The organism is Amycolatopsis sp. NBC_01286 (genome assembly GCF_035982555.1).
In the GTDB taxonomy this organism is placed as follows: Bacteria; Actinomycetota; Actinomycetes; order Mycobacteriales; family Pseudonocardiaceae; genus Amycolatopsis.
On the sequence record NZ_CP108428.1, the window covers coordinates 8,763,608 to 8,784,839 of the forward strand.

At 72.4% G+C, this 21,232-nt stretch carries 17 protein-coding genes; 10 read left to right on the top strand and 7 right to left on the bottom strand.

What is annotated here, in order from left to right; all coding sequences use genetic code 11:
- The first annotated feature begins 122 nt into the window (after positions 1–122).
- Positions 123–1,136 carry an amidohydrolase family protein gene (locus OG570_RS40040; RefSeq protein ID WP_326948805.1) on the top strand — a complete coding sequence of 338 codons (1,014 nt, stop codon included), beginning with the start codon at positions 123–125 and terminating at the stop codon, positions 1,134–1,136.
- 1 nt (position 1,137) lies between these two features.
- Positions 1,138–1,809: an iron-sulfur cluster assembly protein gene (locus tag OG570_RS40045; RefSeq protein ID WP_326953999.1), complete on the top strand. Its 672-nt coding sequence runs from the start codon at positions 1,138–1,140 to the stop codon at positions 1,807–1,809.
- Between the two features lie 96 nt (positions 1,810–1,905).
- Here OG570_RS40045 and OG570_RS40050 read toward each other — a convergent pair whose 3' ends face one another.
- The 3 genes from OG570_RS40050 to OG570_RS40060 all read right to left on the bottom strand — a co-directional run bounded on the left by OG570_RS40050 (position 1,906) and on the right by OG570_RS40060 (position 4,730).
- Positions 1,906–2,700: a hypothetical protein gene (locus tag OG570_RS40050; RefSeq protein ID WP_442788224.1), complete on the bottom strand. Its 795-nt coding sequence runs from the start codon at positions 2,698–2,700 to the stop codon at positions 1,906–1,908.
- 128 nt (positions 2,701–2,828) lie between these two features.
- A complete protein-coding gene (locus OG570_RS40055; RefSeq protein WP_326954000.1) occupies positions 2,829–4,328 on the bottom strand; it encodes a CehA/McbA family metallohydrolase in 1,500 nt (499 codons plus the stop codon).
- A 75-nt stretch (positions 4,329–4,403) separates the two neighbouring features.
- On the bottom strand, positions 4,404–4,730 hold the full coding sequence (locus OG570_RS40060) for a hypothetical protein (protein WP_326954001.1): 327 nt from the start codon (positions 4,728–4,730) through the stop codon (positions 4,404–4,406).
- A gap of 486 nt (positions 4,731–5,216) precedes the next feature.
- Here OG570_RS40060 and OG570_RS40065 point away from each other — a divergent pair, with 486 nt between their 5' ends.
- The 6 genes from OG570_RS40065 to OG570_RS40090 all read left to right on the top strand — a co-directional run bounded on the left by OG570_RS40065 (position 5,217) and on the right by OG570_RS40090 (position 15,102).
- Positions 5,217–5,456: a hypothetical protein gene (locus OG570_RS40065; protein ID WP_326954002.1), complete on the top strand. Its 240-nt coding sequence runs from the start codon at positions 5,217–5,219 to the stop codon at positions 5,454–5,456.
- 266 nt (positions 5,457–5,722) lie between these two features.
- Entirely contained in the window at positions 5,723–11,206 is a 5,484-nt protein-coding gene (locus tag OG570_RS40070; RefSeq protein WP_326954003.1) for an ATP-binding protein, read from the top strand.
- A gap of 135 nt (positions 11,207–11,341) precedes the next feature.
- Entirely contained in the window at positions 11,342–11,668 is a 327-nt protein-coding gene (locus tag OG570_RS40075) for a hypothetical protein (protein WP_326948799.1), read from the top strand.
- Positions 11,669–11,760: 92 nt separating this feature from the next.
- Positions 11,761–12,933, top strand: a complete 1,173-nt coding sequence (locus OG570_RS40080; RefSeq protein WP_326954004.1) for a hypothetical protein — start codon at positions 11,761–11,763, stop codon at positions 12,931–12,933.
- 22 nt (positions 12,934–12,955) lie between these two features.
- Positions 12,956–13,639, top strand: coding sequence for an ESX secretion-associated protein EspG (locus tag OG570_RS40085; protein ID WP_326954005.1), 684 nt, complete (start codon positions 12,956–12,958; stop codon positions 13,637–13,639).
- Positions 13,640–13,782: 143 nt separating this feature from the next.
- Positions 13,783–15,102, top strand: coding sequence for a M14 family zinc carboxypeptidase (locus tag OG570_RS40090; protein WP_326954006.1), 1,320 nt, complete (start codon positions 13,783–13,785; stop codon positions 15,100–15,102).
- Position 15,103: 1 nt separating this feature from the next.
- Here the strand turns inward: OG570_RS40090 and OG570_RS40095 are convergent, their stop codons facing one another.
- The 3 genes from OG570_RS40095 to OG570_RS40105 form a co-directional block, all read right to left on the bottom strand.
- Complete coding sequence (locus tag OG570_RS40095) at positions 15,104–16,141, bottom strand: class I SAM-dependent methyltransferase (RefSeq protein WP_326954007.1); 1,038 nt, start codon at positions 16,139–16,141, stop codon at positions 15,104–15,106.
- A gap of 185 nt (positions 16,142–16,326) precedes the next feature.
- On the bottom strand, positions 16,327–17,253 hold the full coding sequence (locus tag OG570_RS40100) for a PadR family transcriptional regulator (RefSeq protein WP_326954008.1): 927 nt from the start codon (positions 17,251–17,253) through the stop codon (positions 16,327–16,329).
- Between the two features lie 81 nt (positions 17,254–17,334).
- Positions 17,335–18,213 carry an SDR family oxidoreductase gene (locus tag OG570_RS40105; protein ID WP_326954009.1) on the bottom strand — a complete coding sequence of 293 codons (879 nt, stop codon included), beginning with the start codon at positions 18,211–18,213 and terminating at the stop codon, positions 17,335–17,337.
- 130 nt (positions 18,214–18,343) lie between these two features.
- Between OG570_RS40105 and OG570_RS40110 the strand changes: the two genes are divergently transcribed.
- Positions 18,344–19,219, top strand: coding sequence for a LysR substrate-binding domain-containing protein (locus OG570_RS40110; protein WP_326948792.1), 876 nt, complete (start codon positions 18,344–18,346; stop codon positions 19,217–19,219).
- Here OG570_RS40110 and OG570_RS40115 read toward each other — a convergent pair.
- A complete protein-coding gene (locus OG570_RS40115) occupies positions 19,203–20,102 on the bottom strand; it encodes a LysR family transcriptional regulator (protein WP_326954010.1) in 900 nt (299 codons plus the stop codon). The genes OG570_RS40110 and OG570_RS40115 overlap by 17 nt on opposite strands.
- 70 nt (positions 20,103–20,172) lie before the next feature.
- Here OG570_RS40115 and OG570_RS40120 point away from each other — a divergent pair, with 70 nt between their 5' ends.
- Positions 20,173–21,147, top strand: a complete 975-nt coding sequence (locus tag OG570_RS40120) for a YeiH family protein (RefSeq protein ID WP_326948790.1) — start codon at positions 20,173–20,175, stop codon at positions 21,145–21,147.
- The last annotated feature ends 85 nt before the right edge of the window (positions 21,148–21,232 follow it).

Below are 21,232 nucleotides of genomic sequence, written 5' to 3' on the forward strand. Positions count from 1 at the left end.
CTAGGGCCGCCGGCCGCGCCCGCCTGTCTCATATCGAGACACCGGGTGGGTCCCTGACCAGGGTCGACGTGCCTACCGTCGCCAGCACGGGCCAACGGCGGTCATGAACGCGGAGGACGCACATGTACAGCAAGGACGGCGAAAACTACTTCATCGTGGACGCCCACGTGGCGCTCTGGGACGCGCGCCCGGAGAACCAGCGCAACATCCACGGCAAGCAGTTCATCGACTGCTTCTACGACTACCACCGCAACCTCAGCCCGGAGTCCGAGGTGTGGCCGTACGAGGACTACCTCTACCAGGGTGGCGACCGGCTGGTGAAGGACCTGTTCGAGGACGGCTACGTCGACCACGCGATCTTCCAGCCGGCTCACCTGGGCGCGTTCTACCACAACGGCTTCGGCCAGACCGAGGAAGCTTTCGCGCTGACACAGAAGCACCCGGGCAAGCTGACCTACAACCACAACTTCGACCCGCGGCTCGAACAAGCCGGCCTCGACCAGTTCCGGCGTGACGCCGAACGCTTCGGTCTCAAGGGCGTCAAGCTCTACACCGCCGAGTGGCAGGGTGACTCGCGCGGTTACAAGCTGAACGACCCGTGGACGTACAAGTACCTGGAAGCCTGCCAGGAACTGGGCGTCAAGAACATCCACGTCCACAAAGGACCGACGATCCGACCGCTCGATCGCGACGCCTTCGACGTCGCCGACGTCGACCACGCGGCCACCGACTTCACCGACCTGAACTTCGTCGTGGAGCACTGCGGGCTGCCGCGGCTGGAGGACTTCTGCTGGATCGCCACGCAGGAGCCGAACGTGCACGCGGGCCTCGCCGTCGCGATGCCGTTCATCCACACCCGGCCCAAGTACTTCGCGCAGATCATCGGCGAGCTGCTGTACTGGCTGGACGAGGACCGCATCCAGTTCTCCAGCGACTACGCGATCTGGACGCCTCGCTGGTTGGTCGAGCGGTTCGTCGACTTCCAGATCCCGGAGGACCTGCCCGAGTACGCGCCGCTGACCGTCGACCAGAAGAAGAAGATCCTCGGGCTCAACGCGGCGAAGATGTACGACATCCCGGTGCCTTCGGAGCTGCAGCTCGCGCCCATCGAGACGCAGGCCGTGTCGGTGGCCTGAGGTGGACGCCTACACCGCGCTGGACGCGGTCCTCGACCCGGAGCTCGACGAGCCCATCACCGACCTCGGCTTCGTCCACTCGGTCGACGTCGACGGCGGCCGGGTGACCGTCCACTTGCGACTGCCGACGTCGTTCTGCGCGCCGAACTTCGCCTACCTCATGGCGTCGGACGCGAAGGACGTGCTGACCGCGTTGCCGTGGACGACCGAAGTCGTGGTCATGCTCGACGACCACCACGACTCGGACCTGATCAACCGCGGCCTCGCGGCGGACGCGGGCTACCGCGGCACGTTCGGCCACGAGGCCGAGGAGGATCTCGAAGAGCTGCGCCAGACGTTCCGGCGCAAGGCCCACCAAGCCGCGATGGAACGCGCTTTGACGGTGTTGCTGCGTGCCGACGAGCACGTCGACCTGCACGCGGTGACACTGGCGGACCTGCCGCCGGTGCCCGCTTCCCACGCCCTGCTGCGGCGTCGCGAGGCGCTCGGGCTGTCGCGCGAGCCGTCGGCACCGGTGCTGGTCGACGAGCACGGGACGCCGTTCCCGCGTGCGGAGATCCCGCTGCGGCTGCGGTTCGCGCGGTCGGTCCGGATCTCCATCGAGGGCAACGCCCACTTCTGCCGCGGCCTGCTCCGCACCCGGTACTCGGAGTCCACTGTGGAGGCTTCCTGAACAGCGAGTGAAGCTCGTTCCCTGACCAAGGCTACTTACACTCGAAAGTGTCCGCGGAGCGGGAACTCCGGTTCACTTTCCTAGCGAAAGTGACGGTCACTGGCTCGGCGGCGCCGCCGGGGCCTGGTGCAGTGTGAGATCCGGGCCGGCGGCGGTGTCCTGGGCCCAGGCTCCGGACTCCGCCGTCCACGTCTGGCCGGCGAAGCTCACCCTGTCGACGCCCAGCGCCTCCGCGCGGCCCACCAGCCAGGTCGCGTACGTCCAGCCCTGGACCGCCGGGTGCGCTCCGCTCAGCTTCGCGGTGCCCAGCTCCGCCGTCGCCGCTGCCGCCACGTCCGCGGGCGGCGCCAGGGTCAGGTTGCGGCAGGTCAGGGCGGCCGGCCACTGGCCGTTGAACGCCGCCGCCATGCCGCGGGCCTGCGTCTCCCACTGCGCGTACGCGTCCGGGGCGCCGGAACGCTGGATGGCCTGGGCCGCCTCGGTGATCGGCATCGTCTCCCAGCCCGGCAGCTTCTCGAGCTTCTCGTAGAACGCCGTCGACGCGTAGACCGGGTCGCGCAGCTGCGCGACCGTGCCCCAGCCCTGGCTGGGCCGCTGCTGGAACAGCCCGACCGAGTCCCGGTCACCACCCTCGAGGTTCTGCAGCTTCGACTCCTGCAGCGCCGTGGCCAGCGCGACCGTCGCCGCGTGAGCGGGCAGGCCCAGCTTCGTGCCGACGGCCGAGATCGTCGCGGCGCTGTTCATCTGCTCCGGGGTGAACGTGAAGGCCCCGCCGCCGTCCCCCGGTGGCGTCACCGTGCACCCGGGCGACCGGACCGGGCTGCGCACGAGCACCGCCACCACGACGATCCCCGCCGTCAACACGACGACCGCCCCCAGGAAGATGGCCACCTTCAGGCCACATCCACGCACACTGCCTCCCCATCACCCGTTCGCACCAGTCTGCCCTCTCGGAGGACGCGGGGCGCGGGCCGGGGTTCAGTGGCGGCTTTCAGTGTTCGGGCTTCAGTGTTCGGGCTTCAGCGGTCGCCGCCGAGGAAGATCGGGTTCGACATCGCGACCATGGCGTTGGGCGACGTCGTGTTCGGCCCGCCCGAGGGCCGCCGCACCTCGACGCGCACCCAGCGGCTGTAGCGGGGGTAGGTGGTCCAGGTGACGGTCGCCACCCCGGCGTCGCCGACGGTCTCGACGTGCTCCGGGCCCAGCTGGTCGAGGAACGTCACCGTGGTGCCCGGCACGCCGCCGACGGCCGCGCGCACGGTCACCGGCGTGCCGATCCCGGCCGGGAGCCGCTCGCCGATACCCGCCGATCGACCACCACCGGCGGCCGTGAAGTCCAGCCGGACCGCCGACGACTCGGCCAGCCACGACCGGCCGGCCTTCAGCCCGGCCAGCAGTTCCCTGCGCCGCAGCCGATCGGCGAGCACGACGGTGTGCGGCAGCGCGACGGTGTTGTCCGGGTTGTGCGCGTCCGAGTCGCCGATCGCCGGGATGAACCGGCCGCCGCGCAGCAGGCCGTCCCAGTGGATGACGCTCGCCTCGTCGTCCTGGGTCCACGGCCCGTTCCACACCTCGACGAGGTCGGCGATCTCGTAGGCGAACTCGTACGTGCAGCCGAAGCAGTTGGCGAACGGGTGCGCGGCGGTGACCAGGCCGCCCGCGCGGTGCACCTGGTCGGTGAACCGGCGGAAGTCCTGCGGATCGGCCGCGCGGTAGCGCCAGTCGATCCAGGTGCCGGCGGGCAGGCCGATCGCGGGCCAGTGCCCGGACCGCGTCGTCACCTCTTCGCCGTTGAGGATCAGCAGGTCGTCGACGGCGTGCTGGCCCCACTGCAGCTGCGCGCTGGACGTGTTGTGGTCGGTGGAGACGATGAAGTCGAGCCCGGCGGCGCGCGCGTCGGCGACCAGCTGCTCGGGCGTGCGGCGGCCGTCGGAGTGGACGGTGTGGAGGTGGCTGTCACCGCGGTACCAGGCGCGGCCCTTCTCGCGGGCGGGCGCGGTCTCGGGCGCCGGGTTCGGCTTGAACGGCATGCCGTCCGGCCCGAAGGTGAGCGTGATGTCGACCTGGTAGTTCAGGCCCTGCGGCGCGACGGTGTACGGGCCGAGGATGACGTGCCAGCGGCCGGGCTTGACCGGCCCGGCGAGGTAGCCGGGCGTCGCCTCGGACGCGCTGATCGAGAACCGGTCGCGGAAGCCGCCGGACCAGCCGCGGAAGCCGCGGGCGTTGCCCAGCTCGTGGCCCTCGGGCCCGAACACGCCGATGTCACAGGCGTTCCCGCGGGTGCCGGCGGGCACCGGGGGCTTGTCGTAGGAGTACACGACGTCGATCTGCTTGACGCCGCGCGGGACGTCGACGGGCAGGTAGTACCAGTCCGGGATGTCGGGGGTGAAGGTGCCGGTGACGGTCCGGGTCTGGGTGCCGCTACCGCCCGGCTGCTCCGCGAACGTGACGCCGGGGAGCAGCCCCGAGGCCGCGGCCAGTCCGCTCGCGCGCAGGAGCGTGCGCCTGCTGATATCCATGCCGACCTCCGCATCGGTGACGGCCCGACGCTAGGCCGCCAACGCGAACGCGGACAAGAACCGGCGGTGAACTCTTCACCGGCCGGCGCGCTTGGTGACGAGTTTCGCCACCGCGACGACGGCGACGGCCGCGACGAGCCCGAGCCGCGTCACGTCGACGGCCGGCACCCACTTCGCGGAACCGTCCCGCAGGACGAACGCCCCGGCGGGCCGCGCGAGCACCCCGAACCCGGCGCCTTCACGCAGGGGCAGTGTCTCCGCGGCGCCGCCACCGCCGCCCCCTCCACCGAACACGGTGGTCGCGGGGATCACGACGACGCCGTCCTGTTCGACGGGCTCGCCGTAGACCAGCTTCGCGGAGAAGAGGTCCCGCGCCACCGAGGCCAGCTGTGCGAACTCCATCCGGCCAGCCTGCCCGCGGTTCCCGGGTGGCCGCGTCTCATGCGCGGCGGAATCCTGACGCCTCCAGCGAGGCAGGACGGCCACCGCTCGTGGCGGCAGCCGTTCGGGCGAAAGAGCGAGATGTATGAGCAGTCAGCCACCGCCGCGCGGCATGAAGGCTGGATTCCGAGAGCGCCGGGGGCCCTCCCGCAACCCGCTCGGCCACCGCGTCAAGACCACGAGGAGACACCGATGGGCCTGTCCGGCGGCAAGCCTGGGGCGGCGGCCGGCCCAACCCGCTCTCCAACGCCACCTCGGCCGTCGCCGTGCACCTGATGGATCGCCACAGCATCCCGCTGCCCTGAGCCCGCGAGCGCGGATCGGCGGTGGACCTGTTCGGCGGCAAACCCGGAATTCCGGCCGTCCGGGGTGTGAACCGGGTGTATCCGGGGCATTAAACCTCGACACCTGTGCTCGGGGAGAACGCCCGCACCGAGGGAGGACGCCATGACCTTCGACTTCGTCAGCCGCTGGCTGGGCCGGCAGCACGACCGGCCCGGGGTCTCCGTGGACCTGTCGTGCGGGGGCCGCGTCACCCTGCGGGAGATCGACGGGAAGCCCGTTCTCGCGATCACCACCGCGCCCGGGCCGGACGGGCGGTGCAGCGTGGCCGCGGTGCCGTTGTCGGCGGCCGAACGGCGGGAACTGGGGCAGGTACTGGAGTCGGACGTGCTGCTGGCCTCCTGAACATAGGGGTCGCAACAAGATGTTTTCCTAGTCACCCTCGGCGTAGGGTTCCCGTGTGCTTTGTGGCAGACCTCGCGAGAATCCGGCACCGCGCAGTGTGGCGCGGGTCGCCTTTTGTAGGGTTCCCACAAAGCATCGCCTCCGGCATGCGCCATGCCGGACATTGGCCCACCCGTCGGTGATCGACCAGGGTGTAAGCAAGTGCAGGCGACGCTCCGGGACCCGGACGTCGCCTTCTGTGCGTGGGTACTTGGGAGGCTCAGCCGGTGTTCAGTCGTGTCGCCATCGTCAACCGCGGAGAGGCCGCGATGCGGCTGATCCACGCCGTCCGGGATCTCTCCGCGGAAACCGGGGAGCGGATCGAGACGGTCGCCCTCTACACCGACGCGGACCGCACCGCGACCTTCGTCCGCGAAGCCGACATCGCCTACAACCTGGGCCCGGCTTCGGCCCGGCCGTACCTCGACCTCGAGGTGCTGGAGAAGGCGCTCGTCGACACGAAGGCCGACGCCGCGTGGGTCGGCTGGGGCTTCGTCGCTGAGGACCCCGCGTTCGCGGAGCTGTGCGAGAAGGTCGGCGTCACGTTCGTCGGCCCGAGCGCCGACGCGATGCGCAAGCTCGGGGACAAGATCGGCGCGAAGCTGATCGCCGAAGAGGTCGGGGTCCCGGTCGCGCCGTGGAGCCGCGGCGCGGTCGCCACCCTCGAAGACGCCCTGCGCGCCGGCGACGAAATCGGCTACCCGCTGATGCTCAAGGCCACCGCGGGCGGCGGCGGGCGCGGCATCCGCATGGTCGCCTCCGGCGAGGACCTCGCCGACGCCTACGAGCGCACCAGCCAGGAAGCGCTGCGCGCGTTCGGCTCCGGCGTCGTGTTCCTGGAGCGCCTGGTCACCGGCGCCCGCCACGTCGAGGTCCAGGTGATCTCCGACGGCGGGACGGCGTGGGCGCTCGGCGTGCGCGACTGCTCGGTGCAGCGCCGCAACCAGAAGATCATCGAAGAGTCCGCCTCCCCCGTGCTGAGCCCCGAGCAGACCGCCGAGCTGAAGGCCTCGGCCGAGCGGCTCGCCGTCGCCGTCGGCTACCGCGGCGCCTGCACCGTCGAGTTCCTCTACCACCCGGGCGACCGGCTGTTCGCCTTCCTCGAGGTCAACACCCGGCTGCAGGTCGAGCACCCGATCACCGAGATCACCACCGGCACCGACCTGGTCAAGCTGCAGCTGCACGTCGCCGACGGCGGCAAGCTCGAAGGCGACCAGCCGGCCGAGAGCGGCCACGCCGTCGAGGCGCGGCTCAACGCCGAAGACCCCGACCGCGACTTCGCCCCCTCCCCCGGCCGCATCGCCCGGCTGGCGCTGCCCGCCGGCCCCGGCATCCGCGTCGACACCGGCGTCAGCGAAGGCGACACCATCCCGGCGGACTTCGACTCGATGATCGCCAAGATCATCGCCTACGGCCGCAACCGCGACGAGGCCCTCGGCCGGCTGCGCCGCGCGATGGCCGAGACCACCGTGATCATCGAGGGCGGCGCGACCAACAAGAGCTTCGTGCTCGACCTGCTCGACCAGCCCGAGGTGATCGACGCCAGCGCCGACACCGGCTGGATCGACCGCGTCCGCGCCGAAGGCCGCCTGGTCACCCACCGGCACTCCGCGATCGCACTGGCCACGGCCGCCATCGAGGCCTACGAGGACGAGGAAGAGCTCACCGTCCAGCAGCTGCTGAACACCGCGCACGGCGGCCGCCCGCAGGTGCAGCACGAGTCCGGCCGCCCGCTGGACCTCAAGCTGCGCGGCGTCGGCTACCGCGTCGGCGTCGCCCGCATCGGGCAGCAGCGCTTCCGCGTCGGGATCTCGGCCGGCGGCTCGGACGTCCACCACGCCGACGTCGAGGTCAAGCGGTTCGACGCGCACAGCGGCCAGATCGTCGTCAACGGGCAGCGCTTCCGGATCACCGCCGCCACGCACGGCCCGACCCACCTCGTCGAGGTCGACGGCGTCACCCACCGGATCAGCCGCGACGAGGGCGGCGTCGTCCGCTCCCCCGCGCCCGCGCTGGTCGTCGCGACCCCGCTGTCGGTCGGCGACGAGGTCGAGGCGAACGCGCCGATCCTGGTGCTGGAGAGCATGAAGATGGAGACGGTGCTGCGCGCGCCGTTCCGCGCCCGCGTCCGCGAGTGCCCGGTGTCGGTGGGCAGCCAGGTCGAGACCGGCGCGCCCCTGATGCGGCTGGAGCCGCTGGCCGAAGGCGCCGAGGAAGAAGACACCACCGAGGCCGAGACGGTCGAGATCGAGCTGCCCGCCGAGCCGTCGGGGGTCTCCGCCGAGGCCCGCGTCGAGCGTGGCCTGCAGGACCTGCGCAGCCTGCTGCTGGGCTTCGACGTCGACCCGGCCGAGCGCAAGCGCGTCCTCGCGGGGTACCTGGCCGCCCGCGCCGAGCTGAGCGGCCGCCCGGTCGAGGGCGAGCTGGAACTGCTCACCGTGTTCGCCGACCTGTCCGAGCTGAGCCGCAACAAGCCGGGCGGCGAGCTGGACACCGAGCCGGACAGCCCGGTGCACAGCCCGCGCGAGTTCTTCCACAGCTACCTGCAGAGCCTCGACATCGAGCGGGCGGCCGTGTCGCCCGGCTTCCAGGCCAAGCTGACGAAGGTGCTCGGCCACTACGGCGTCACCGACCTCGACCGCACGCCGGAGCTGGAAGGCGCGGTCTTCCGGATCTTCCTGGCGCAGCAACGGATGCCGGGCGATTCAGGAGTCGTCACCGAGCTGCTGCGGCAGTGGCTGGCCGGCGCGCCGCCGCTGGAAGCCGACAGCGAGCGCGCCGGGCTCACCCTGGAGCACCTCATCGAGGCGACGCAGGTGCGCTTCCCCGTGGTGTCCGACCTGGCCCGTGGCGTGGTGTTCCGCTGGTTCGCCCAGCCGCTGCTGCGCCGCGGCCGCGCCCGCACCTACGCCTCGGTGCGCGACCAGCTGCGCCACCTCGACCACCACCCGGACGCCCCGGACCGCGCCGAGCGGATCCAGACGATGGTGGCCTGCGCCGAACCCCTCGTCCGGCTCATCGGCCAGCGGATCGGCCGCCCCGGCCGCGACCACGCGCCGCTGCTGGAGGTCCTGACCCGCCGCTACTACGGCAACCGCGGCCTGTCGGGCGTCACCGCGCACGACGTCGCGGGCTGCCGGTTCGTCACGGCCGAGCACACCGGGCGCAACGGCGTCACGCGCGTGGTCACCACCGCCGTCGACATCGCCGCCCTGCCCGACGCGATCGGCGCGATCGGCACCTTCGCCGTCGACGTCCCGGACCACGGCCTGGTCGCCGACCTCTACGTCACGTGGGAGGACCAGCCCGACGCCGACGCGATGGCCGTGCGGCTCGGCGAGGTCCTCGCCGGGCTGTCGCTGCCCGCCGGGGTCCGCCGGATCACCACCACGGTGGCCGGCACCAGCGGCGCGGTGATGCACCACCACTTCACGTTCCGTCCCGACGGCGCGGGCTTCGCCGAGGACCGGCTGATCCGCGGCCTGCACCCGATGATCGCGCAGCGCCTGCAGCTGCAGCGGCTGCGCGAGTTCGACCTCACCCGGCTGCCGTCGTCCGACGAGGAGATCTACCTCTTCAAGGCCGTCGCCCAGAGCAACCCGGCCGACGAGCGGCTCATCGCGATGGGCCAGGTCCGCGACCTGACGCCGCTGCGCGAAGCCGACGGCCGGCTGGTGTCGCTGCCCGCGGTCGAGGACGCGATCACCGCGTGCCTCGACGCGATCCGCAACATCCAGGCGCAGCGGCCGCAGAACAAGCGGTTCGACACCAACCGGATCATGATGTACGTCTGGCCGTCGACCGAGATCACCGCCGAAGAGCTGAACACGCTGGTCCAGCGCATCCTGCCGACCACGGCGGGCGCCGGGCTGGAGGAGGTCCAGTTCCTGGCCCGCCAGCGCAACGGCGCGGGTGAGCTGACCGAGATCGCCGTCCGGATCACCCTCGACCCGGGCAACGGCGCGCGCCTGCACGTCGGCGCGCCGACCGACGAGCCGGTGCAGCCGCTCGACGACTACCGCCAGAAGGTGCTGCGCGCGGCCCGCCGCGGCAACGTCTACCCGTACGAGCTGACCGGCCTGCTCGCCGGGCCGGGCGGCAGCTTCACCGAGCACGACTTCGACGGCTCCGGCGCGCTGGTCCCGGTGGATCGCCCGAAGGGCAAGAACTCCGCGGCGATCATCGCGGGCGTCGTCACGACGCCGACCCAGCGCCACCCCGAGGGCGTCACCCGCGTCGTGCTGCTCGGCGACCCGACGAAGGCGCTCGGCGCGCTGTCGGAGCCGGAGTGCTCGCGGGTCATCGCGGCGCTGGACCTGGCCGAGCGGATGCAGGTGCCGCTGGAGTGGTTCGCGGTGTCCGCGGGCGCCCGGATCTCGATGACCTCGGGCACCGAGAACATGGACTGGGTCGCCGCGGCGCTCAAGCGGATCGTGACGTTCACCCAGGACGGCGGCGAGATCAACGTCGTGGTCGTCGGCATCAACGTCGGCGCGCAGCCGTACTGGAACGCCGAAGCGACGATGCTCATGCACACCAAGGGCGTCCTCATCATGACGCCGGACTCGGCGATGGTGCTGACCGGCAAGCAGGCGCTGGACTTCTCCGGCGGTGTGTCGGCCGAGGACAACTTCGGCATCGGCGGTTACGACCGCGTGATGGGCCCGAACGGCCAGGCGCAGTACTGGGCGCCGAACCTGCCGGCCGCCCGCGACGTGCTGATGTCGCACTACGACCACACCTACGTCGTGCCGGGCGAAACCGGGCCGCGGCGGGCGAGCACGAACGACCCGGTCACCCGCGACGTCTCGCCGTTCCCGCACGCGGTCGTGGGCAGCGACTTCACGACCGTCGGCGAGATCTTCTCGGCCCAGCACAACCCGGACCGCAAGAAGGCGTTCGACATCCGCACGGTGATGCGCGCGCTGTCGGACCAGGACCACCCGGTGCTGGAGCGCTGGGCGGGCATGGCCGACGCGGACACCTCGGCGGTGCAGGACGTGCACATCGGCGGCTGGCCGGTCTGCCTGGTCGGCATCGAGTCGCGTTCGGTGCCCCGCCGCGGCTTCCCGCCCACCGACGGCCCGGACGCCTACACCGCGGGCACGCTGTTCCCGCGGTCGTCGAAGAAGACCGCGCGGGCGATCAACGCGGCGTCGGGCAACCGGCCGCTGGTCGTGCTGGCGAACCTCTCCGGGTTCGACGGCTCGCCGGAGTCGCTGCGCAAGCTGCAGCTGGAGTACGGCGCGGAGATCGGCCGGGCGATCGTCAACTTCGCCGGCCCGATCGTGTTCTGCGTGATCTCCCGCTACCACGGCGGCGCGTTCGTGGTGTTCTCCAAGGCGCTCAACCCGAACATGACGGTGCTGGCGCTGGAGGGCTCGTTCGCCTCGGTGCTGGGCGGCGCCCCGGCGGCGGCGGTGGTGTTCTCCGGCGACGTGAACAACCGCACGGCGACCGACCCGCGGGTGACCGAGCTGCAGACCCGCGTCTCGGAGACGAGCGGCGCCGAGCGCGCGGCGTTGAACGCCCAGCTGGCCGAGGTCCAGTCCTCGGTCCGCGCGGAGAAGGTCGGCGAGGTGGCCGCGGAGTTCGACCGCGTGCACAACATCCAGCGAGCGGTCGAGGTCGGCTCGGTGGACGCGATCATCAGCGCGGCCGAGCTGCGGCCGCGCATCATCGAGTCGATCGAGCACGGCCTGAAGAAGTAACCGATTTCGCGAACCGGGGCCGATCACCGAGGTGGTCGGCCCCGGTTCCGTTTCCGGCGTAACGGCGCGGGCGAACCGCACGACTGTCCCCTTGCGACGCACACTGTGCCGTACCGGAGGGAGGACCGAACCGCCGTGACACCCGCCGACGCCCGATTCCCGGACATCGCGCTGGATCCCGCACGGCTGCGGGAGATCTCCGGCCGGCTCGCGGACGCGGCCGAGCTCTTGCGCCGCGCGGGATCCGCGCACGCCGTCCCGGTGGCCTCTCCCGCGGACGATCCCGCCAGTCTCGGGTACACCGCACGGCTCACGCCGCTGTTCGCCGCGGGACAGGAGCACCTCGAGCGGGAAACCGCGTACCTGAACGAGCTGGCCGCCAAGGCCGGCGAAGCGCTGCGGCGGCTGAGCGGGCAGGACGCCGACGCGGCCCGGGCGTTCCCGCCGGTCCGGCCCAGCTGACCCGCGCAGGCCCGGATTCGGAGGCATTCTTGTTGTTCCCCTGGTCGAACCATCATGTGCAGGCCATCGCCCACCGGAGCGCCCCCGCGTCCGTGCGGACGACGGAGGAGGCCGTCGCGTGGTCCGCCGACCTCGTGCGCCAGGGCACCGAGGCCCGGGTGGTCTCCGTCCAGGACCTGACGGGCATGGTGACGCGGGGCGGCGGAAGTGAGTGGGCCCGGGCCGCGAAAGCGACGCAGGAGGCTGCGATCGCACACCGCGAAGCCGCCGACATCCTCTACTCCGTGCTCGCGCAGCTCGACTCGGCCTGGCAGGGCAGCGGGGCCGACGCGGCCGCCGGCAGCGCCCGGAAGTTCGGGCGGACCGTCGAGACGACCGAGTCGACGTTCGCCCGCAACTGCCTCAACATCACCGAGGCCGACCTGGCGTTCCAGAACCTGAGGACCCAGCTGGCTCGCTTGGGGCCGCGGCCGGAGAAGAACCTGTTCGACAGCCTGTCGTTCTGGGACACCGACACCGAGAAGGCGATCACGGCCTACAACGAGAAGGCGGCGCAGTACCTGGAGCGTTACCACGCCTACGCCACCCACCTGGACGACCAGGCTCGCGCTCTCCGGCACGACTGGGGCACGGAGGAACCCGGCGGCGCCACGACGTCCTCGGCTCAAGAGGTCCGAAGTCCGCTGGGCACCAGCGGGGCTTCGGCATCGGCCGCCGCCGGGACGCCGATCGGCCATCCGCCCGGCGCGCCGGAACCGGCCGCGCAGCCGGGCGCGGCCGGCCCGCAGCTCGGCGCCGCGCCGGTGCCCAGCGGAGCAGACTCCCGGATCGCGGCCGGCCCCCCGTCGCTCGCCGGTGCGTCCTCCTCCGGGACGACCTCGACCACCGGTTACGTGGCGACCGGCACCCCGGCGTCCCCGATGGCCCCGCAGTGGCCCGGCGGCGGCCCGGCGGCTTCGGCTCCTTCGCCGTCCGGCACGACCGTCCCGGGGGTCGGTGGGAACTTCCGCGGAAACCTGCCCGGCGGACCGGCGGGAGCGCCTCGCGGCGGCTCGAGCGGTGTGCGCGAAGGGACCCGTGGCGGCGGGCGCCCATCCTCCCCCGGCTCGACCACGCCGGGCACGCGGTCCCGGCGCGAGGACGACCGGGTGCACGAACGCAAGTACGTCCTCGACGACGGCTCCCTGTTCACCGACGACGAGCGGTACGCCCGCGTCGACCCCGAAACCGGCCTGACCACCGTCGATCCCACCATCGGCGCCTGAGCACTCGACCGGAGAACCGCCCATGCCCGTCCTCGACGAGCCCGTCGTCCTGCCCCGGCTCGCGTTCCTCACCGCCTGGCGGATGCTGGACCTCGGCGACGCTCCCGCCGTCCTGGGCACCGATCGGCACCACTGGATCCGCGAAGACGCGGTGCGGGAGCTCGAAGACCGCACGATGGCCGCGCTCACCCGGCTCGGGCTCGCTCGCAACCACCGCCTCAACGACCTCTGGCGCGGGTCGTTGCGCATCCTCGCGCACGCCGACCACGAGTTCTATTCGTGGAGCGAGCACCGGGACGGCGGATGCGGTGCGGTCCTGATCGCCGCGCGCGGCGAGGAGGCGGTGCGGCTCGTCGCCGACGACGCGGCGGTGCTCGTCGAGCCCGTGCGACCCACCTGGCTCGCGACGAGCCTGCTCGACACCCTGCCCGACGCCGACGGCGCGTGCGTGCCGGACCAGCAGCTGCCGGACCACGCCCTGCCGGCCTGGCTGGAGCAGGCCCCTCGAGACGCCGTCCACCAGCTCTACACCGCGCGGCGCACTCGAGACGGCCGGATCCGCTCCCGCCCGCTCACCGCACTCGACCTCACCGACGGCGGCCGCGTGCTGACCTACCCCGCCGGAGACCGGACTGTCGTGATGACTTCGGGAACGCCCCAGGCGATCGTCACCCTGCTGAACGAGACCCACACCGGGCTGGGCTGACCGGGCGCGCCGTCGTTGGGCGGTTTCGCGACTTTCGGGGGTATGGCGGGTTTGTCCCGCACCGACACACTGTGCGTGCCGGTTCGGTGACCGTGGGCTGCCGAGCCTGGCGCCCATCCGTGCGGCCGTGAGGAGATCCCCCGATGGCGTCAAGGTCCCTGTCCCGGCTCGCCCTGGTGGCGGCCGGCACGCTGCTCGCTTCCCTGCTCGGGAGCAGCGCCACCGCGCAACCCGCCGACACGCCCGTCTTCTGGCGCGTCCCGGCGACCGCCGCGCAGGCCGCCGCTCTGACGAACGCCGGTTTCGACGTCGAAGAAGGCGACGCCGGCTCGGTGTACGTCGTCGGCGGCAAGGCCGTCGCCGCGCAGCTGCAGGGGCTCGGGTACCGGCCGAGCTTCTACGACACCGTCTACAAGGAACTGCCCGCGCAGGCGAATTCCCTGGCCGCGGACACCTTCTACGGCGGATACCGCACGGTCACCGCGCACGAGGCCCACCTCACGAGCGTCGCGGCCGCGCACCCCGACCTGGCCACGAAACTCGCGATCGGCCAGTCGTGGAAGAAGCAGCAGGGCCAGGGCGGGCACGACATCCAGGCGATCTGCCTGACCAAGAAGCAGACCGGCGACTGCACGCTGTCGACGACGTCGAAGAAGCCGAAGTTCTTCCTGATGGCCCAGATCCACGCGCGCGAGCTGTCGACCGGCGAGCTGGCCTGGCGCTGGATCGACTACCTCGCCGACGGTTACGCCACCGACGCCACCGCGAAGTCCATTTTGGACACCACCGAGGTGTGGGTGGTGCCGATCTCGAACCCGGACGGCGTCGACATCGTCGCCTCCGGCGGGAACTCGCCGAAGCTGCAGCGCAAGAACGCCAACAACACCCGCGGCGGCTGCTCCGGCACGAACATCGGCATCGACCTCAACCGCAACTCGACGTTCAAGTGGGGCGGCGACTCCAACTCCCCGTGCGCCGAGACCTACCAGGGCGCGAGCGCCGGCTCCGAGCCCGAGGTGAAGGCCCTGGAAACCCTGGCCCGCTCGATCTTCCCGGACCAGCGCGGCACCGGCAACAACGACCCGGCGCCGACGTCGGCCAAGGGCACGATGATCACGTTGCACAGCTACGGCAACGACATCATCATCCCGTGGGGCTTCACGCAGGCCACCTCGCCGAACGACGCGCAGTACCGCAAGCTGGGCGCGAAGTACGCCGCGTCGAACGGCTACCTCGTCGGCACCAACGAGGAGACCGTCGGCTACGACACCAGCGGCACCACCGACGACTTCACCTACGGCGAGCTCGGCGTCGCCAGCGTGACGTTCGAGGTCGGCGGCTCCAGCGGCACCTGCGGCGGGTTCCTGCCGCGCTACACCTGCGTCGACAGCACGTTCTGGCCGAAGAACAAGGGCGCGCTGATCACCGCCGCGAAGGCCGCGGCGGCGCCGTACCAGCAGTGACTCACGCGCGGCAGACGTAGATGCAGTTCTGCGGACGCGGGGACCCGAGCACGTCGACGTGCCGGAACCCCGCGTCCGCGAGCATGTCCCGGGCCGTTTCGGTGCCCCACATGGCACCCAGCGCGGCCCCGCCCTCCGCGAGCGACGTCGTGGTGCAGTACATCAGGCTGATCGAGTAGCACAGCGCGGCGAGCGGGTTGCCGACGTTCTTCGCCACATCGCTGGAGAAGAACGTGTCCACCATGAAGAACAGCCCGTCCGGCGCGAGCGCGCCCCGGACCCGCCGCAGCACGACGTCCGGCCGGTCCTGGTCGTGGATCGCGTCGAAGGCGGTGATCACGTCGTACGGCGGATCGGCCGTCAGCTCAGCGGCGTCCCCCACGGCGAACTCGGCGTTGGCCAGGCCGGCGTTGGTCTCGTTCGCCTGCAAGACGACGCCGGGGTTGATGTCGAGCCCGGTGAACCGCGACGCGGGGAACGCCCGGGCGGCGACGGCGATCGCGTTCCCGGTGCCACAGCCGAGGTCGAGCACCCGCGCGCCTGCGGTCAGCTTGTCCGTCAGACCCGGGACGGCGCCGAAGAAGCCGTCGACCAGGTGCTCGCGGTAGATGTGCTTCCAGCTGTCGCCGGTCTTCGCCCCGAGCGTCTCGAGGTAGGGCCCATACGCCGAGCGCGGCACGCCCCCGCCCTCGGCGAAGCTGCGCTCGAGCTCGGGCAGGATGCCGGTGAACGCGGTGAGCGTCAGCAGCGACGGCATGAGGTTGGACGCCGTGTCGCCGAGCAGGAACTTCGCGTGCTCGGGCGGGAAGGCGTACTCCCCCGCGTCGAAGGTGAAGATCCCGCCGGTGACCATCGCGCCCAGCCACTCGCGGACGTACCGCTCCTGCAATCCGGCCCGTTCGGCGAGCCCCGCGCTGGTCGCGGGCCCACGAGCGGCGGCTTCGAAGAGCCCGGTCCGGTGCCCGAGCCCGATGAGCATGGTGAGCGCGCCGCCGGTCATGGTCGCGGTCAGGTGCGCAGCGAAGTCCTGTTCCTCCATACGGTCCGACCTTACCCGCCCGGCCGATTGTCCGATGTGGACGGTCGCCGTGAGGGGCACCCCCAGGGACATCAGAGCCATGAGGGTGCCCTTCAGGACATTCAAGGCCCTCGGTCGCCGTAAGGGGCACCTTCAGGGCTTGTACGTCCCTGAAGGTGCCCCTCACGGCTTTCGGACTCGACCGCTCAGTCTTCCTCGTCCTCCAGGCCGGCGTCGGCGAGGACCGCGTAGACCCGGCGGCGTGCGTCGGCGAGGATCTTCTTCACCTCTGCCACCTGGGCTTCGTTGCCGCTGTAGCCTACCTGGGCGGCCGCACCGGAGAGTTCTCCCAGCGCGTTCCACAGGGCGGCGAAGCGGTCGGCACCCGGCTCGTCCTCGGGAGCGCCGTCGGCCCACAGCGCGGCGAACTCCTCTTCACGGCCGGCGACGTGCTCCCGGCCCGCGTCGGTCAGCTCGGCGACGCGACGGCCGCCCGAGTCCGACGTGCGGACCAGGCCCTCGTCTTCCAGCTGCTGCAGGATCGGGTACACCGAGCCGGGGCTGGGCCGCCACCGGTCGTGCGTACGGCGGCGGATCTCCTGCATCAGCTGGTAGCCGTGCCGCGGCTCCTCGGCCAGCAGCGCGAGCACGGCCGGACGCACCGGCCGGGCCGCCGGCCGCCCACCACCGCGGAAGTCCCGCACCCGCTGGAAGGCGCCACCACCCCAGCCCCCCGGGCCGCCGAACGACCCCGGACCGCCCGGGAACCCCGGAAAACCGGGGAAGCCGCCGGGCGCTCCCGGCGGCTGCGGCGGGTGGGGTGGGTGCGGCGGAATCCCTCCCGGCGGCCCGCCGCGCGCCAGGTCGGGGCCGCCGTCCCAGTCCTCGTGCCCCGGCATCCCGTGGCCGTCCCACTCCTCGTGATCCGGGTGCCCCGGCACCCCGCGACCATGATCCGGCAGCCCCGGTAGCCCGTCGCCGAGGTCGGGGTGCCCACGGTGCCCCGGGCGCCCGTGGTCCGGCATCCCGTGGCCGTGGTCCGGGTGGCCGCGGTGCCCGGCCGGCCCGCGACCGCCGAAGGGGTCGCCTCCGAAGCCGCCGAACATCCGTCCCGCTCCCGCGTTCATCACCATGGTTGCCTCCTCAGGCTCATCGTATCGCCGACATTCACACGATATATCGCCGTTGGATCGGCGGCAACCCGCCAGGTCAGCTCACTCGAAGTAGTGCCCGGCTTCCAGGTCCGCGACCAGGCCCTGGTGCTCCGGAACCCAGCCGAGCCGCTTCTGCGTCAGCACGCTCGACGCCGGCGAGTCTTCCCCGGCGAACTTCGCGAGCCAGCCGAAGTGCGACGCGTCCGCCGACGCCACCGGCAGGTCCAGCCCACGCCCGATCCGCTCGGCGACGACCCGCAGCGGCACCCCCTCGTCGCCGACGGCGTGCAGCCGGACGCCCGACTGCCCCGTCTCGACGGCCAGCCGGTACGCCCGCGCCGCGTCGAGCCGGTGCACCGCGGCCCACCGCCCGGAACCGTCGCCCGGGTACGCCGAGACGCCCTTCTCGCGCGCCAGCCGGATCAGCGCCGGCACGAACCCGTGACGGTCCCCCTCGGCGTGCACCGACTGCGGCAGCCGCAGCACGGACGCGCGCACCCCGCGCTCGGCGAACCCGAGCGCCGCGGCCTCGGACCCGGCCCGCGGGAACGCCGGGTCGGCGACGTCGTCCTCCGTGGCGAGCCGGCCGGGCGCCACCGGGCCGGTCGCCGCGGTGACGACCAGCGGCTTCCCAGACCCTTCGAGGGCCGCGCCGAGGGCGGCGATGGCGGCCGCGTCCGTCGCGGCGGCGGCCGTGAGATCGGCGAAGTTGTCGTGGACGTAGGCGGTGTGGATGACGGCGTCCGACGCGGCGGCCGCCTCGCGGAGACCGTCGAGGTCCTCCAGGACGCCGTGGCGGACCGAAGCGCCGGCGGCCGCGAGGGCCGCGGCCTTCTCCGTCGAGCGGGCTAGGCCCACGACCTCGTGCCCCGCGTCGAGCAGGTCGCGGACGACCGCGCTCCCGACGAACCCCGTCGCACCGGTGACGAACACACGCATTTCAAGCTCCTCGTGCTGGACCGACTGTGCTTCCATGGTTCGGCCGGCGCAGCGAAAACGTCCAACGCCTGTCCGTCATCGGGCCATACGCCTCAGGCATCACCACAGCTCAGCGGCCTACACTGGGGGCATGACCGACCTCGACCTGCGGCTGGTGCGGTACTTCACCGCCGTCGCCGAACACCGGCACTTCGGCCGGGCCGCGGCCGCGCTGCACACGACGCAGCCGTCACTGAGCCGGCAGATCCGCCGCCTCGAAGGGCAGCTCGGCGCGCGCCTGCTGGATCGCACGCCGCAGGGCAGCCGGCTCACCGAGGCCGGCGAGGTCTTCCTGCCCCGCGCCGAGGCGCTGCTGCGGTCGGCCGCGCAGGCGGCGGCGAGCACCCGCGCCGCGGCCACACCCGGCCGGCTCACCATCGGCTACCTGACGAACCTGTTCGTCACCCCGGCCGTGCGGGACCTGCGCCGCCACCACCCGGACGCCGAGTTCGTGACGCGGCACCTCGGCTGGAACGAGACGGCCGCCGCACTGCTGGAGCACCGCATCGACGTCGCGGTCACCCGCTTGCCGCTGCCGGCCGAGGGACTCGACGTCACGCCGCTCTACGACGAGGAACGCGTGCTGGTGGTCGCCGCCGACCACCGCCTCGCCGGCCGCGCGTCGGTCACCCTCGACGACATCGCCGACGAGCCGCTCCCCCGGCTGGCCGACCCGGCCTGGAACGCGTTCTGGCGCGTCGACCCGCGCCCCGACGGCCGCCCCGCGCCGGACGGCCCGCTCCTCGAGAGCTACGAGGAGAAGTACGAGCTGATCGCCGCCGGCCAGCTGGTGGCGATCGCCCCGGCAGTCGTCCGCCGCAGCCGGCTCCGGCCGGACGTCACCACCGTGCCGATGGAGGGAGTCGAGCCATGCCACGTCGTGCTGGCGACCCGCACCGGCGACCGCACCCGGCTGCTCGCCGACACCTGCGAAACCCTCGAAGCTCACCTCACGCCCGGGACTTGACCGCCAGGGCCAGCAGATCCGCGGCCGGTCCGGCCAGCCGCCGCCCCGCCGGCCACACCGCCCGCAACACCCGCCCGAGGTCGACGCCATCCACCGCCACCGGCACCAGGCGGCGCCCGGCCACCTCGCGCACGACGTCGAGGTCGCTGATCACCGCGGGACCCGCGCCGGAGATCACGGCGTTGCGCACCGCCGACGCCGATCCCAGTTCCAGCAACGGTTTCACCGGCCCGGCGCCCGCGCGGCGCAGCGCCGCCTCGACGGTCTCGCGGGTACCCGACCCGGGTTCGCGCACCACCAGCGGCGTCGCGGCCAGCTCCGCGGCCGTGAGCGGACGACGTCGTCGCGCCCAGCGGTGCCCGGGCGGGACGACGACCACGAGCCGGTCCGTCGCGACCCGGCGCGTGCTCAAGCCCGGCCACGGTCCCGGCGACTCGACGAACCCGAGGTCCACCCGCCCGTGCGTCACCAGGTCCGCGACGTGCTCGGAGTTGACCACCTCGAGCCCGACGTCGGTGTCCGGCTCGGTCCGTTTGACCTCGCCGATCCACGCGGGCACGAAGTGCTCGGCCAGCGTCATGCTCGCCGCGACCCGCAGTTTCGCGCCGCGCTGGGTGCGCAGCGCCGCCGCGCCGGTCCGCAGCCCGTCCACTTCGGCCAGCACGCGGTGGGCCCAGCCCGCGATGACCCGTCCGTCCGGGGTCAGCGCCGAACCACGCCGCGTCCGGTCCACGAGGGACAGTCCCAGCTGACGCTCCAAAGTGGACAACCGTTTGCTGGCCGAGGGTTGCGCGATGCCCAGCGCCGTGGCCGCCTGGCCGATGCTGCCGAGGTCGTCGACGAGCACCAGCAGGCGCAGCGAGTCCAGATCCGGTCCGGTCATAGCCCCAGTCTATGACCTACGTCGTCACGGACGGCTACCGCGACGACCACGACCGGGCGACGCTGGGTACATGGCACTCACGACGGCGAAACCGCTCCTGCCCGGCCTCGTGATCACCGGGCTGGGCGTCGCGGCGGCGTACGCGCTGAGCTCGGCGTGGCCGGTGGCCGGCGCGCTCACCGTGGCCGTCGTGCTGGGCATCGCCGTCGGGAGCACGCCACTGCTGGCCGACGAGCACCGCCAAGCCGTCGCGCGCGTCACGAAGCGCCTGCTGCGCGCGGGCGTCGTCCTGCTCGGCCTGCAGCTCGCGCTGCCGACGGTGCTCAGCCTCGGCCCCGGCACCCTCGCCGCCGTGGTGGTGACGGTCGCGGTCACCTTCCTCGGCACCCTCGGCCTCGGCAAGCTGGTGCGGGTGCCCCGCGGGCTCGCCCTGCTCGTCGCGACGGGGTTCTCGATCTGCGGCGCGTCGGCGATCGCCGCCATGGAGGGCGTCGTCGACCGCGAGGACTCCGACGTCGCGACGGCGGTCGCGCTCGTCACCTGCTACGGCAGCCTCGCCCTCGGCGTGCTCCCGCTGCTCGCCCACTGGCTCGGCCTGGACGCGGTCCGCACCGGCAGCTGGGCCGGGATCTCGGTGCACGAGGTCGCCCAGGTCGTCGCCGCGGCCGGGCCGGCGGGCGCCGGCGCCGTGACGATCGCGATCGTGGTGAAGCTGAGCCGGGTCGTGCTGCTCGCCCCGATGGTCGCGATCGTCGGCGCCACCGAACGCACCCGCCGCGGCGGCCACGCGCCGCTCGTGCCGCTGTTCGTCCTCGGGTTCCTCGCGATGGTCGCCGTCCGCAGCACCGGCCTGGTCCCGGCGTTCGCGCTCGACGTCGCGAAGACGGCGTCGACGCTCCTGCTCGCGGGCGCGCTGTTCGGCCTGGGCTGCGCCGTCCGGCTCGGCCCGCTCCTGCGCGGCGGCGGCCGGGCGCTGCTGCTGGGTCTCCTGTCGACGCTGCTCGTGTTCGCGACCGGGTTCGGCACGCTGGCCGCGTTCACCTGACGTTCCCCCTCCCGTCACGTATAGGTCGTTATACGTCGGGTTGTACGGGTCTTGTACGGGCCGGGTCGAGGCTACCGCCGAGACG